Origin of the sequence: Rhodococcus tukisamuensis NBRC 100609 (assembly GCF_001894985.1) — a bacterium.
Taxonomy (GTDB): Bacteria; Actinomycetota; Actinomycetes; order Mycobacteriales; family Mycobacteriaceae; genus Rhodococcus_G; species Rhodococcus_G tukisamuensis.
This window is the reverse complement of record NZ_BCXG01000011.1, coordinates 132,445-146,777: the sequence shown is the minus strand read 5'-3', so window position 1 is coordinate 146,777 and position 14,333 is coordinate 132,445. Positions and strand designations below refer to the sequence as shown.

General features: G+C 71.4%; 7 protein-coding genes. 4 read left to right on the top strand and 3 right to left on the bottom strand.

The genetic code is table 11. The annotated features are described in order from the left end of the window. Positions 1-1,102: 1,102 nt before the first annotated feature. Positions 1,103-2,134 (bottom strand): helix-turn-helix transcriptional regulator, encoded by a 1,032-nt coding sequence (locus tag RT2_RS14100; RefSeq protein WP_072845413.1) that lies wholly within the window; start codon positions 2,132-2,134, stop codon positions 1,103-1,105. A gap of 196 nt (positions 2,135-2,330) precedes the next feature. On the opposite strand from RT2_RS14100, the gene RT2_RS14095 reads away from it, so the two are divergent. Further along, positions 2,331-3,353: a serine hydrolase domain-containing protein gene (locus RT2_RS14095; RefSeq protein ID WP_169888363.1), complete on the top strand. Its 1,023-nt coding sequence runs from the start codon at positions 2,331-2,333 to the stop codon at positions 3,351-3,353. An 85-nt stretch (positions 3,354-3,438) separates the two neighbouring features. Here the strand turns inward: RT2_RS14095 and RT2_RS14090 are convergent, their stop codons facing one another. Continuing rightward, positions 3,439-8,928 carry an ATP-binding protein gene (locus tag RT2_RS14090; protein ID WP_072845412.1) on the bottom strand — a complete coding sequence of 1,830 codons (5,490 nt, stop codon included), beginning with the start codon at positions 8,926-8,928 and terminating at the stop codon, positions 3,439-3,441. Positions 8,929-9,577: 649 nt separating this feature from the next. On the opposite strand from RT2_RS14090, the gene RT2_RS14085 reads away from it, so the two are divergent. Then, positions 9,578-10,969: a WS/DGAT/MGAT family O-acyltransferase gene (locus RT2_RS14085; RefSeq protein WP_072845411.1), complete on the top strand. Its 1,392-nt coding sequence runs from the start codon at positions 9,578-9,580 to the stop codon at positions 10,967-10,969. 14 nt (positions 10,970-10,983) lie between these two features. Here the strand turns inward: RT2_RS14085 and RT2_RS14080 are convergent, their stop codons facing one another. Beyond that, the gene (locus RT2_RS14080) at positions 10,984-11,403 is read right to left on the bottom strand and encodes a VOC family protein (protein ID WP_072845410.1); all 420 of its coding nucleotides are present in this window, start codon (positions 11,401-11,403) and stop codon (positions 10,984-10,986) included. A 163-nt stretch (positions 11,404-11,566) separates the two neighbouring features. On the opposite strand from RT2_RS14080, the gene RT2_RS14075 reads away from it, so the two are divergent. Both RT2_RS14075 and RT2_RS14070 read left to right on the top strand, forming a co-directional pair. Further along, positions 11,567-12,496 (top strand): 4-(cytidine 5'-diphospho)-2-C-methyl-D-erythritol kinase, encoded by a 930-nt coding sequence (locus RT2_RS14075; RefSeq protein WP_072845409.1) that lies wholly within the window; start codon positions 11,567-11,569, stop codon positions 12,494-12,496. Further along, a complete protein-coding gene (locus tag RT2_RS14070) occupies positions 12,496-14,283 on the top strand; it encodes an ABC-F family ATP-binding cassette domain-containing protein (RefSeq protein ID WP_072845408.1) in 1,788 nt (595 codons plus the stop codon). Before RT2_RS14075 ends, RT2_RS14070 begins: the two co-directional genes overlap by 1 nt. Positions 14,284-14,333: the final 50 nt, after the last annotated feature.

Genomic DNA, 14,333 nt, shown 5'->3' with positions numbered 1-14,333 from the left:
GGCAGTGAGATGCCGGTTGGCTGCCCCCACGTGATCTGCTACGGCCAGTAGGGGATCCGTCGTAAGGGGCGGTGCGACCCGCTCCGCCCCGTGCACCGTTGCGGTAGAGCTGCAGGCAAAGGCGCACGGGCGGCGAGGGCGCCAGACCAGATCGGCTCGGAAGACACAGAGGCCCGGCACTTGTGAAGTGCCGGGCCTCGGTGTGTCAGAAGGTGACAGGTCGTTCGGCCACCTGTGCCAGCGTCCGTCCCCTGCCGCGCTCGACGGCGTCGAGCAGACGCGGACGCAGGTCCGTGGCCGGCACGATGGATGGAGGGGCGATCGAAATGAACCGGACGAAGATCCCGGGACCGACACAGAAATGGAAGTCGGAAGGTCTCTTTGTCGGGGAGAACTGGCTGGCGTCGAAGGGTCTCGATTTCAGCGTGGCCGATCGCAATCCGCGGGCCGGGGGTGCTCGCCGGACGCGGCCTTGTCATTGGGCGTTGCGTTCAACGAATTGTCTTGTGTGGCAACAGTCTGCGTTCCCGCACTCGGTCTGGTCTTCGTTGGTATGGTCACTCGCGGCGCATGGTGATCGGTGAGATCCGATGCTGCCGAAGCTTCCGTGTTCACCACCAACCGATCGGAGCATCAAGATATGCGCAGTCCCAGGGCGGGTCGTTTCGCTTCCATTGTTGTGGCCTCGGCCGTGCTGGCCGGTGGCGTCGCGGCCGGGTCCGGTGTCGCGGCCGCCGCCCCCGCCGGATCTCTCCTGCCGGCCGAATCCGTCGCAGCCCCCACCGGATCCAGCGACGGGGTTCAGGAAGCGCTTTTCAAGGCGATCGTCGTCCCGCCCCTCTTTCTCTTCTACGTGGCAAACGGGAGTGAGATGTCGAACTCCTGCCAAGGGCCCTGCCCCGGGCAGATGTGAGTGGGGGACCTGGGCGCGCTGACCGACGGGTTCTCCGTGGCCTTCGCAGGTCGCCGCGGTGATTGCGCGCGTCGGGCCGCTCTGGCGGCGCTCACGCTGCGCGACTCGCGGGTGCCGGCATCGGAGCTCGAGTCGGTGACGGTCTGATGGCCCGGGCGACGGTGACTGCGCGTCTCGACGACCCCTGGCTCAGGGCCGCGCTGCGGTGCGTCGCCGGCTGCGCGCTGGCGGCGTTGCAGGCGCGGGTGCGTCCGCGGCCCGGCGGTACTGCTCGCTGAAGGCGGCGTGCCGCTGCGCCAGCCGGCGGCACTCCTCGCGCAGCTCCGGCGGGCCGAGCACGGTGAAACCGACGCCGAACGCGGTGAGCCAGCCAGCGATGCCCGGCAGTGACTCGCCGCGAAGTTCCACCACGCAGCTGTGCTCGTCGACCGATTCGACCGCGCCCCAGAACTCGTCGACCATCGGCGCGATCTGCTCGATCGGCGCGTCCAGCAGCACCCGGGCCCGGGCCTGGGCCAGCGCCCGGCCGATGCCGCGGGAGACGAAGTCCGCGGCGTCACCGGCGGGCAGTTCACGGGGCGTGAATCGGGGGCCGGTGGGCGTCTTCGGCGTCATCCTGTCCACCCGGAACGAGCGCCAGTCGGCGCGGCGCAGGTCCCAGGCGACGAGGTACCAGCGGGCGCCCGAGCGCACCAGTCGGTGCGGCTCGACCTCCCGTCGGGTCGGCGTGCCGTCGTGGGCGAGGTAGTCGAAGCGCAGCCGTTCGTGAGCGTGGCAGGCGGTGGCCAGGGCGGTGAGCACCTTCGCGTCGACGGCCGAGGGCGCCGGGCCGTGCGGCACCACGTCGATCCGCAGGGCGTCGAGGCGGTGCCGGAGCCTCGACGGCATCACCTGCCGCAGCTTGGTCAGCGCCCGCAGCGCGGCGTCGCCGATGCCCTCCACCGGCCCGACCGCGCCGGACTGCAACGCGAAGGCGACGGCCACGGCCTCCTCGTCGTCGAGCAGCAGCGGCGGCATCTGCGCGCCCGCACCCAGCCGGTAGCCGCCGCCGACGCCCACGTGGGCGTCGACCGGGTAGCCGAGGTCGCGCAGCTTGTCCACGTCGCGTCGGACGGTACGGGTGGTGACGGCCAGCCGCTCGGCGAGGTCCGCGCCGGCCCACTCCTGGCGCATCTGCAGCAGTGACAGCAGTCGGAGCAGTCTTGCCGAGGTCTCGCGCATGGCTACACCCTGCCAGCCAATGCGGACAGTTGCGGTCCGCATTAGTCGGGGATTCCCGGAGGATCCTGTCGAGGAGGCCGACGCCGACTCGAGGGGGAGGTTCTCGGGTCGACAGACCGAGTGAGCTCCCGGAAATCTCGCCTCGATCGAGTGGATCACTGGAACACTCGAGAATTCGGGGGGAGGGGTGATCGCGGTGGCTGATTTGTGGCGGAGAAACCGACCGCCGGCTCTGTCCACGGCCGTCACCGGCGACGCGGAGCTGGTGAGCCGGGTCAGGCCTCTGATCGAGGACGGCGTGCGCGATCGTGTCAGCGTCGTCGAGATCGACACCGGGCTCGATCGCGGGGCACATTTCGGTTCGTCCCACGACGCCTCGTTCGAGATCGGGTCGATCACCAAGGTCATGACCGCAATGCTGTTCGCGGATGCCATCGATCGAGGTGAGGTTGCGGAAGGGACCAGGCTCGATGAGCTGATTCCTGTGCGGGGGAGCGGCGTCGCGGCGGTGACGCTCGGGGACCTGGCCGGACACCGGTCCGGATTGCCGCGCCTGTCGTCACGGACACGGGACGCGCTGGGCGCGGCGATCGCTGTCGCCGCCCGCTGCGACCCCTACCTCGCAGACCTCCACGGACTGCTGGCTCAGGCGCGAGCCACCACGCCCGGCCCGCCCGGCCGCATGGCGTACTCGAATCTGGGTGGCGCGCTGTTGGGTCAGGCGTTGGCAGCCGCGGCGGGCGTCGGCTACCCAGGCGTGCTCACCGAACGGCTGTTGGTGCCCCTGGGCATGATCGACACCTATCTACCCGTCACTCGGGACGGCATCCGGCCCGGTGCCCTGACCGGGTATGACCGACGCGGTCGGCCCACGGGTCCGTGGACGATGAATGCGGCGGCGCCCGCGGGCGGCGTGCGTTCCACTCCGGCCGACATGGCGCGGTTCGCGCGTGCGGTCCTCGACGGTGCGGCGCCGGGGATGTCGGCCCTCGAACCCAGGTGGGATGCCGACGGCGACGGTCGGATCGGGTATTGCTGGCTCACGAATCGGGTCGGCGAGCGGACCGTCACCTGGCACAACGGCGCGACGGGCGGCTTCGCGAGCATGCTCGCGCTCGACCGTGACCGTCAGCGCGCGGTGCTCGTCCTGTCGAATACCGCCGCGCCCGTCGACGGGGCGGCCGTCGCACTGCTCCAGGGGACGATCAGCCCTCGCTGAAGGCCTGAGGCGCTACCCGTTCAACCCGGGGACGCCGAACGGCGCCATCGGAGTTGCTCCGATGGCGCCGTTCGTAGTGGCCGCGTTACCCCTCGAGGGAGCTCAGCGTCCTGGCCATGCCACGCTCGACGGCGTCGACCAGGCGCGGCCGCAGGTCCGCGGACGGGACGATCGCGTGCACCGAGCCGACCTCGCGGGCGCGGTCGATGTTGTGGATCGCCTCGAACTCGGCGGCCACCTCGCCCAGCTTCGCGGACCGGACGGCCGACCGCTCGGCCCCGAGGGCGACCCGCAGGCGGGCGCGCTCGGCGTCCTCGTTGGCCGCGGCCAGCTGTGCCTCGAGGTCGCGGATGCCGGGATCCGCGGCGGTGCGGGCGTTGACGTCGCGGGTGAACACCACGGCCGCGGCGGGCGCGCCGCCGAGCACCGAGGCGAACGAGCCCTCGACCGCGAGCACCTCCATGTTCTCGTTCAGCGCTCCGGAGAACACCACGAATGCGCCGCCGTGGTAGCGCGAGACCACCACGAACACGATCGGACCGTCGAAGTTGACGATGGCCCGGCCGATCTCGGCGCCGTACTCGAGCTGCAGGTTCCGCAGCGACTCCGGGGAGCCGTCGAAGCCGGACAGGTTGGCCAGCACCACGACGGGCCGGTTGCCGCTGGCGGCGTTGATCGCGCGGGCCGTCTTCTTCGACGAGCGCGGGAACAGCGTGCCCGAGGTCCACTGGTCCGGTCCGTCGGTGGGGAACCAGCCCTTGCGGGCGATCGCCCGGGACTCGATGCCGATGACGGTCACGGCATTGCCGCCCAGGTGCGCGTCGAAGACCACCGAGGTGTCGGCGTCGGCCATGTCGGCCCAGCGCTCGAGCACCGCGTGGTCCTGGTCCACCACCGAGCGCATCACCGTGCGGATGTCGAACGGCTTCTTGCGGTCCGGGTTCGTGGCGCTCGAGAAGATCTCGCCGACCGTCTTGAACTCGCTGGACGGGTGCACGTGCGGGTAGCTGCGGATGTCCCGCTCGACCGGGTCCGTCGACTCGGCCTTGCGCGGGAAGCGTTCACCCGCACCGAGGTACGCGTGCTCGTAGTGACCGAACAGCACCTCGACGGCGGCCGTCAGGTTCGGCGCCCAGTACTGCGCCTGGCCGTTCGGGCCCATCACGCGGTCGTAGCCGCCGATGCCGAAGTTGTCCTCGGCCGAGACGCCGCCCGAGTAGTCGAGCGACTGCTTGCCGGTCAGCACCATCGCGCTCTCCGGGGTCATCACCAGGATGCCCTTGGTGTGCATGAGCATGGTGGCCTCGGCGTTCCAGTACGGCTGGGCGCCGACGTTGATGCCCGCGACGATCACGTTGATCTCGCCGCCGTTCTGGGTGAACGTGATGATCCGGCGCAGCCCGCGCGAGACCCAGTCCATGTTCTCGGTGCCGGACTCCATCGAGATGGTGGCGCCGGACGACAGGGCGAACCACTCGATCGGCGCGCCGATCGATTCCGCGAGGTCGATCGCGGCGACGAGGCGCGAGCACTCCGCCTCGGCGACGGTGCCGAGCGCCTTGGTCGGGTCGCCGAACAGCGCGACCCGCGTCATGCCCTCGGGGTAACGCGCGGTGGGGGTGGACACCAGGCCGACGATCAGGCCCGCGGTGTTGCGGCCGTACGGACGATCCACCGGTGCCAGGGCGGTGCCGGTCTCGTCGAGGTCGTACTCGACGAAGGTGCCGCCCGCGGACAGCGCGGGGATCAATTCGTACGGGTAGACGGTGCCGCGAGCCTTCGAGCGCTGGACCTTCTGGGTGTACTCGTCGAGCGGCTTGAGCGGCTCGGTCGGCGGCTCGGTGACCGCGACCTGCAGTCCGGCGCCCGAGCGGTACGAGAAGCGCACCGCCACCTGACGCGCCTTGGTGTTCGGCGACTCCTGCAGCCGGCCGATGATGGTCAGCTGCTCGAGGCCCGCGCCGACGGTGAGCGGGGCGACGTGCTGCGCGATCCGGGCGATCCGGTCCGCGGACACCTCGAACTTCGGCCAGACGTACAGCACGACCCGGTTGTTGTCGATGCGGTTCTTGCCGCGCTGGGCCTGCACCCGGCGGATGCCGTTGAGGCAGGACGCGACGGCCCGCTCGATGGCGGGTGCGGCGGCGATCTCGCCGTCGGCGTCGAACTGCAGCGTCAGGTCGCGCACCTGTGCCATCGCGATCAGCCGCTCGTCGGCGGGGTTCTCCCTGGCGACGAGGTGGTACAGGAACGTGTCGGCGGGGGCGGGCAGCCGGGTGCCCTCGAAGTTCTTCAGCCGCCACATGTCCAGGCGCTGCGCGGTGAGCGGATGCATGTCGCGGATGATCTTGTCCTCGACCAGACCCGAATCCGGCTGCGGCGCAGGGCGGAACGTCACCACGCGCTGCACCGTGATCGCACCGGGGGTGGCCACGGTGACGGTGGCGCGCCGCCAACGGGCGGCACCCGCATGCGCCTGCAGGGCCTCGTGCAGGGACTGCGCGAGGGCGTCGCCGTCGGCCGGCGCCTCGGGCCACGTCAGGTACAGGTCGACGACCAGGTTGGTCGGCGCCGGTCCCGCCACGGCGTCGACCACGGCCAGGGCCTCGGTCAGCCGGGTTCGGTCCGCGGTCACCGAGACCAGGTTCAACTGCTCGCCCGACAGCTCGAAAGTGCCCGTGACACAGGGCAGCCCGTGCCCGCCGACGGACTTGACGTCGGAGAGGCCGCGGATCTTGTAGTACTGGCGGGTGACCACCTCGAGCAGATCCGCGGCGGTGGAACCGGGGTCGGCGAGGAGCCCGACGAGCGGCTCCGGGGTGTCGACCATGGCGTCGATCCGGGCGTCACGGTCGGCCGAGCCGGGGTGCTCGGCCAGGAACTGGAGGCTGCCGCGGACTCCGTCGTAGATCTGCTCGCGGGCCTTGAGCACCACCGGCTCGTCGAAGATCCGGAACTGGATGTTGCGGGCCACGTCGCCGATCAGCGGGAAGCGGGCCTGGGTGGCGACGACCAGCCGGTCCAGCACCTCGGAGAGTGCGGGGCAGGTCTCGGCGTCGACCCGGCCGTCGCGCAGCCAACGGGAGAGCAGTGCCGCGACGATCGGCACCTGGGTCTCCATCCGCTGCTGGGCGACGAAGATCCGGTGGACGGCCTCCTCGAGCTCCGGCGTGCGGTCGAGCTCGGCCACGTCGTAGTGCAGCAGCGACCGGGAAAGCTTGGCGCGGAAGGAATCCGGAAGTCCCTCGACGTCCACGTCGAGCGACTGCAGGAACGAGTGGAAGTGCTCACGCGGGCTGTGCACGCGCTCGACCGTGTCCTCCTTGCCGGCGGTGGGCCGGTTGCGGGAGAGCTCGCACAGGTCCGCGAACGTGGTCAGCACGGCCAGTTCGGCCTGCACCAGGGTGGCGTCGGACTCGGGCACCCGGGCCCGCAGCTCCTCGAACTCGGCGAGCAGGGCCTTGGCCCGGGCGGCGTCGACGTCGTAGCCGGTGATCATCGCGGTCAGCGTGTCGAGCCGGACCAGGGCCTCGGTGAGGTCGTCACGGTCGCGGGCGGCGGGCGCGACGAACTCGACCCGCGGGGCCTTCTCGGTCACCGTCTCCTCGGCCACCTGGTCGACCCGCAGCAGCGGGGCGCCGGCGTCGACCTGGGCGTTGACCACGGCCAGCACCTCGCGGACCTGGCCGGCGTACGGCGCCCGGATCGCGGTCTCCATCTTCATGGCCTCGAGCACCACCAGCGTGGCGCCGGCCTCCACCTCGTCGCCGACGGCGACGGGGATGGCGACCACGACGGCGGGCGACGGGGCACGGACCACGCCGGCCTCGTCCTGGCTGATCTGGTGGCTGATGCCGTCGACCTCGACGAGGTGGTGCGCGGGTCCGGTGACGGACACGACGTGGTGTCGCCGCCCGCCGATGACGAGCCGCCGCTCGAATTCGCCGAGCCGGTCGACGTCCACCTCGACCTCGCCGCTGTCGCCGTCCACGACGTAGCGGTGCGGCCCGATCTGGCCGACGACCAGCTGGTACGCCTGGCCCTGGTAGGTCAGTTCGATCGGCCGGCCGACGGTGTTCTTGGTGCGGGGCCGGCCGCCGCGGGCGGAGGCGAGGAAGCTGGTGCGCTCGCGGGCATCCTCGGCGTCGTAGACGCCGATCGCCGTGGCGAGCAGCGCGACGGAGGCGGTGCGCGTCGGGCCGCTGACCGTGCCGGCGCCGGTGCGATCCAGCCAGCCGGTGTCGGCGCTGGCGGTGATCACCTCTTCGCGGTCCAGCAGGTCGAGCAGGAAGGACTTGGTGGTGGTGCCGCCGGCGAGGACGACGGTGGTCTCGCGCAGCGCGGTGCGCAGGCGGGCGAGCGCCTCGGACCGGTCGCGGCCCCAGGCGATGACCTTGGCGACCATGGAGTCGTAGTCGGACGGGATGACGTCGCCCTGGGCGATGCCGGTGTCCACCCGCAGGCCGGAGCCGAGCGGGAACTTGAGCAGCTGCACCGTGCCGGGGGCGGGGGCGAAGCCGTTGTCGGCGTCCTCCGCGTTGAGGCGGGCCTCGACGGCGTGGCCGAACTCGGGCGGGCAGTCGCCGACCAGGGGGGCGCCGCCCGCGACCTCGATCTGCAGCTTGACCAGGTCGATGCCGGTGGTGGCCTCGGTGATCGGGTGCTCGACCTGCAGGCGGGTGTTCACCTCGAGGAAGGTGAACACGCCCTGCGAGGGCTGGTAGAGGTACTCGACGGTGCCGGCGCCGCAGTAGCCGGCGGCCCGGACCAGGTCCGCGGAGACGCTGCGCAGGTGGTCGGCCTGCTCCTTGGACAGCAGGGGGGAGGCGGACTCCTCGATGACCTTCTGGTTCTTGCGCTGGATCGAGCAGTCGCGGACGCCGGGGGCCCACACGTTGCCGTGGGCGTCGGCGATCACCTGCACCTCGACGTGGCGGGCCTCGGTGACCAGCCGTTCGATGAACACGACCGGGTCGCCGAAGGACCGCTCGGCCTCGCCCTGGGTGCGCTCGAGGGCGAGCTCGAGCTCCTCCTCGGCGAACACCTTGCGGATGCCGCGGCCGCCGCCGCCGGAGCGGGCCTTGATGATCAGGGGGTAGCCGATCGCCTGGGCGTGGCGTCGGGCGTCGGCGCGGGTCTCGACGGGGCCGCCGGACCACGGCGCCACCGGCACGCCGACCTTCTCGGCGAGCAGCTTTGCCTCGACCTTGTCGCCGAGCAGGCGCATGGCGTCGCCGGAGGGGCCGATGAAGGTGATGCCGAGCCGGGCACACAGGTCCGCGAACGCGGGGTCCTCGGCCACGAAGCCCCAGCCGACCCAGACGGCGTCGGCCTTGGCCTCGACCAGGGCGCGCTCGAGCTCGGCGTGGTCGAGGTAGGGCGTCGCGGCGGTCGCGGACGGACGGAGGGTGACGCCCTCGTCTGCCTGCCGGACGAACATGGCCCGCCGTTCGGCCTCCGTGTGCAGGGCGATCGTCGTGATGCCGTAGTCGTGCTCGGCGTTGAGCTCCCGGACGGCGCGAATCAGGCGTACGGCCGCCTCGCCCCGGTTGACCACTGCAATCCGTGTGAACATCCCTTTTGCCACCGTTCTTGTGCCTCTTCTCGAAGAAGTTTCTCGACCGTGCCGTGGTAACGGGTCGGGCCGCGCCCATTCGGACGAGGTTGGGTCGCGCCAAATCGGACGCACAGGGAATTCGACCGCGCTCGCGATTGCGATGCGATGGCGATGAATCCTGAGGAACTTTCGGCCCCCAGCCGGCGTCATTGCGCGGCCCTGCCTGTGTGCCAGCATGCATTATTTCGGGGCCGATGTCATGTCGTTCGCCCGGTTCATCAAATATGCAGTCGCACAATCGATTTGGTGGACATTTTCAGCCTCCGGGGAGGCTCGAAAAACCTACTTCCGAGTAGTTTTCCGCGTACTCGCCAGTAGCATTTTTGCGCCAGGCGGAGATCGGGACGGCGATCTTGCTGTGACCGCGAGTACCGAGTCGGCGACCGTGCCGGCGCTCGCGCGCGCGGGGCCGCGCGGGGCCGCCGGTCGGCGCTCGCCCTGGACGTTTGCCCAGGTGGATGCGGGTGCCTTTGTGATGTAAAACGGTATCGGACCACGCTCGTGATCCAGCTCACAGCGTCCCTGTGACGCGAGGCCGTCGTGACGCGCCGCCCCCGCTCGAAGGTGTGGGGTCCTGCTGCCGATCGACGAAGAAAGGTGTTGGGCGATGCTGCTTCCGATGTCCCCCGCAGATGCGATCTTCCTGCTCGGCGAGACGAGGGAGCATCCGATGCACGTCGGTGGGCTGGTGCTGCTGCAGCCGGCGGACGGCTCCGACGCGTGGGACCTGCGCGGCATGCTCGACGCCGCGATGGCCCGGGGTGAGGTGGCTCCGAAGCTGCGCCGCCGCGCGCGACGGTCGGTGACCTCGCTCGGCCAGTGGGGCTGGGAGGCGGACGTCGATGTCGACCTCGGCCACCACGTGCGGCACAGCGCGCTGCCGCAGCCGGGCGGGATGGCGGAGCTGATGGACCTGGTGTCCCGGCTGCACGCGGGGCTGCTGGACCGGAGCCGGCCGCTGTGGGAGATGCACCTGATCGAGGGTCTCGCCGACGGCCGCCTCGCGGTGTACACGAAGATCCACCATGCGCTGGCCGACGGAGTCTCCGCGATGCGGATGCTGCGCGGGGCGCTGAGCCCGGACCCCGACGTCCGCGGCATGCCGGCGCCCTGGGAGCCGATCGACGGTGCGTCCCGGTCGACGGCGGTCGACGACGGCGCGAACCCGGTGGGGAAGGCCGCCGGTGCGGCGATGCGCACCTTCGGGGGAGTGATGGGGGAGGTCGCGGGGATGGTCCCGGCCCTCGTCGGCACCGTCGACCGCGCCCTGCACGAGCGGGGCGGCGCCCTCTCGCTGGCGGCGCCGCGGTCGATGTTCAACGTGCCGATCGGCGGGGCCCGACGGTTCGCGGCACGGTCCTGGCCGCTCGAACGGCTCCGGCTGGTCGCCAAGCACGCCGATGCCACCCTCAACGACGTGGTCCTGGCGATGTGCGCGGGCGCCCTGCGTGGGTACCTCGACGAGCTCGACGAACTGCCCGCGGAGTCGCTGGTCGCGATGGTGCCGGTCTCGTTGCGGGGCGAACGCCAGGAAGGCAAGTCGGGCAACGAGATCGGGCTGCTGACCTGCAGCCTGGCCACCGATCGGGTGGACCCGGTGGAGCGGCTCGCCGCGATCGGCGAGTCGATGCGACAGGGCAAGGACTCGATGCGCACCCGGACCTCGTCGCAGATCCTCGCGATGAGTGCGCTCGGTGCCGCCCCCCTGGCGATGGGCATGATGCTGGGCCGCGGCGGGCCGATCCGCCCCGCCAACGTGATGATCTCCAACGTGCCCGGCCCCGCGACGCCGCTGTACTGGAACGGTGCCCGGATGACGGCGCTGTACCCGCTGTCCATTCCCGTGCACGGGCAGGCGCTCAACATCACCTGCACCAGTACAGACGACGAGATCGCGTTCGGGCTCACCGGCTGCCGACGCAGCGTGCCCGCGCTCGCGCCGCTCCTCGGTCACCTCGACGACGAGCTCGTCGGGCTCGAGGAGGCCTTCGGGCTGTAGCCCACGCTCCGCGGTCAGCGGAGCGGCCCGGCGAGCATCCACCGGTGGCCGAACGGGTCGACGAGGGTGGCGCCGCGGTGCCCGTGCGCGTCCGCGGGCTCCTGCTCGACGCGGGCACCTGCGCTCCGGGCCCGCTCCAGGGTTACGTCGGTGTCGGCCACCGGCAGCATCAGGCTCACCGCGGCCGCGCCCGTCGTCGGCGCGACGACACCGATCTCCGGGAACTCGTCGGCCAGGTAGAGCGTGCCGTCGCCGATGCGCAGTTCGCAGTGTCCGATCCGGCCGTCGGGCATCTCCACCGGTTCGCCGTCCATCCGCGCGTCGAAGACCTGGGCGTACCACTCGGCGGCGCGGCGAGCGTCGTGGGCGCAGAGGTACGGCAGCGCCGCGGGGCGCGGCACCACGGATGCCGCACGATCGTCGGGATCGGACATGTCGACTCCTTCGGGTCGTCGGGCGCGACCGCGGGCAATGCTCGCCGCAGGTGGCCGTACCCGCCGGACGTGCCCGTCCATTGTCGCCCCTGCCCGCGGTTGCCGGCGGCGGCCGAACTCCGACGGTCGGAGGGCGTCGTTTTGTCCACTAGGCTGGGGACTTGTGCTGTCCGTTGTCCCCAGTCCGGTGATCGTCCGGGCACCGTCCAAGGTGAATCTCCACCTCGGGGTCGGTGACCTGCGCGAAGACGGCTACCACGAACTGACCTCCGTGTTCCAGGCGCTCTCGCTCAGCGACGACGTCCGGGTGTCGGACGCCGACGAGTTGTCGGTCGAGGTCCACGGCGAGGACGCGCGGGCGGTCCCCACCGACCACCGGAACCTGGTGTGGCAGGCGGCGGAGTTGCTGGCCGAGCACGCCGGACGTCGTCCCGACGTCGCGATCAGCATCCGCAAGGGCATCCCCGTCGCCGGCGGGATGGCGGGTGGCAGCGCGGACGCCGCGGCCACCCTGGTCGCGCTCGACGCGCTGTGGGAGCTCGGACTCGACCGCGCCGAGCTCGTCGAGTTCGCCGCCCGTCTCGGCAGCGACGTGCCGTTCTCCCTGCACGGGGCCACCGCGCTCGGCACCGGCCGCGGCGAGCAACTGCTTCCGGTGTTGTCCCGCAACACCTTCCACTGGGTTCTTGCGCTCGCGAAGGGTGGGCTGAGCACGCCGACGGTGTTCCGGGAACTGGATCGGCTGCGCGCCGACGGCAACCCGCCACGGCTCGGCGGAGCCGAGGACCTCATGCACGCCCTGGCCTCCGGGGACGCCGCGACGCTGGCCCCACTGCTCGGCAACGACCTGCAGCCGGCGGCGCTCTCGCTCGCGCCGGGGCTGCGCCGCACCCTGCGTGCAGGAACCAACGCAGGCGCCCTCGCCGGGATTGTCTCCGGCTCCGGGCCCACCTGCGCATTTCTCTGCGCCGACGCCGAGGCCGCGGTCGCGGTCGGCGCCGAACTGGCAGGCGCCGGAGTGTGCCGGACCGTGCGGATCGCGCACGGACCGGTGCCCGGCGCCCGCGTCATTACCCACGAGACGGAGCACTGATGGCAAACCTGGTCAACCTCGAGCAGGTGTCGAAGTCGTTCGGCATCGCACCCCTGCTGGACTCCGTCTCCCTCGGGGTGCAGGAGGGCGAACGGATCGGCGTCGTCGGCCTCAACGGCGGCGGCAAGACCACCATGCTCGAGGTGCTGGCCGGCATCGAGGCACCGGACTCGGGCCGGGTCAGCCGGGTCGGCGGCCTGCGGATGGCCGTCGTCACCCAGCGCGGGGTGCTGCCCGCCGGATCCACCGTCGCGGACGTGGTGCTGGCCCCGCTCGGGGTGGCCGAGCACGAGTGGGCCGGCAATGCCCGGATCCGTTCCATCCTGGCCGGGATCGGCATCGACTCCGTGGGCCTGGACCGGGGCGTCGAGGGGCTCTCCGGCGGCGAGCGCCGGCGGGTGGCGTTGGCAGCGGCCCTGGTGCAGGACCTGGACCTGCTGGTCCTCGACGAGCCCACCAACCACCTCGACGTCGAGGGCGTGCAGTGGCTGGCCGAGCACCTGGTGTCCCGGCGCAGCGCGCTGGTCGTCGTCACCCACGACCGCTGGTTCCTCGACACCGTCGCCAACCGCACCTGGGAGGTGGTGGGCGGCAAGGTCGAGAGCTACGAGGGTGGCTACAACGACTGGATCTTCGCCCGCGCGGAGCGCTCCCGGCAGGCCGACGCCTCCGAGGAGCGTCGTCGCAACCTGGCCCGCAAGGAGCTGGCATGGCTGCGCCGCGGCGCCCCCGCGCGCACCTCCAAGCCGAAGTACCGGATCGAGGCCGCCGAGGCGCTGATCGCGGACGTGCCGCCCCCCCGCGACAACGTCGCCCTGGCCACCTTCGCGCAGCGCCGGCTCGGCAAGGTCGTCATCGAGCTCGAGGACACGCGGCTGACCACGCCCGACGGCCGCGAGCTGGTGCACGACCTGACCTGGCGGCTCGCACCCGGCGAGCGGATCGGTCTGGTCGGCGTCAACGGCTCGGGCAAGACCACCCTGCTCCGGACCCTCGCCGGTGAGCTCGAACCCGCGTCGGGTCGCCGCATCCAGGGGCAGACCGTCAAGATCGGCTGGCTCCGTCAGGAGCTCGACGACCTGCCCGTCAAGATGCGGGTGCTCGAGGCGGTCAAGGACGTCGCCGAGCGGATCACCTTGGGGGACAAGGAAGTTTCGGCCGGACAGTTGGCCGAGCGGTTGGGCTTCACGCCGGCCCGGCAGCGCACCCCGGTCGGTGACCTCTCCGGTGGCGAGCGCCGCCGGCTGCAGCTGACGCGCGTGCTGATGTCCGAGCCGAACGTGCTGCTCCTCGACGAGCCGACCAACGACCTGGACATCGACACCCTCCAGCAGCTCGAGGACATCCTCGACGGCTGGGCCGGCACCATGGTCGTGATCAGTCACGACCGGTACCTGATCGAGCGGCTCTGCGACAGCACCTGGGCGCTGTTCGGGGACGGCAAGCTGACCAACCTCCCAGGCGGCATCGAGGAGTACCTGCGCCGCCGCGCCGCGGTCACCGCGCTCGCCGGCCCCGGCCCGGCGCCGGAGGTGGCGCCGCGCTCGGGTGCGTCCGCGGTCGCCCGTGACGGCGCCGCGGATCGCGCCGCGCGCAAGGAGCTGAGCAAGCTCGAGCGGCAGGTCGCCAAGCTCGACGACCGCGAGAAGGCGCTGCACGCCGCGCTCGCGGAGGCGTCCACCGACCAGCAGCGGCTGCAGGACCTCGACGCCGAACTGCGTCAGGTGGTGGCGGAGAAGGACTCCGTCGAGGAACGCTGGATGGAACTGGCCGCCGAACTCGACTAGTCGACTAGTCGACTAGTCGAGTGGTCGAATTCGGGCGGTCAGGGGGACGA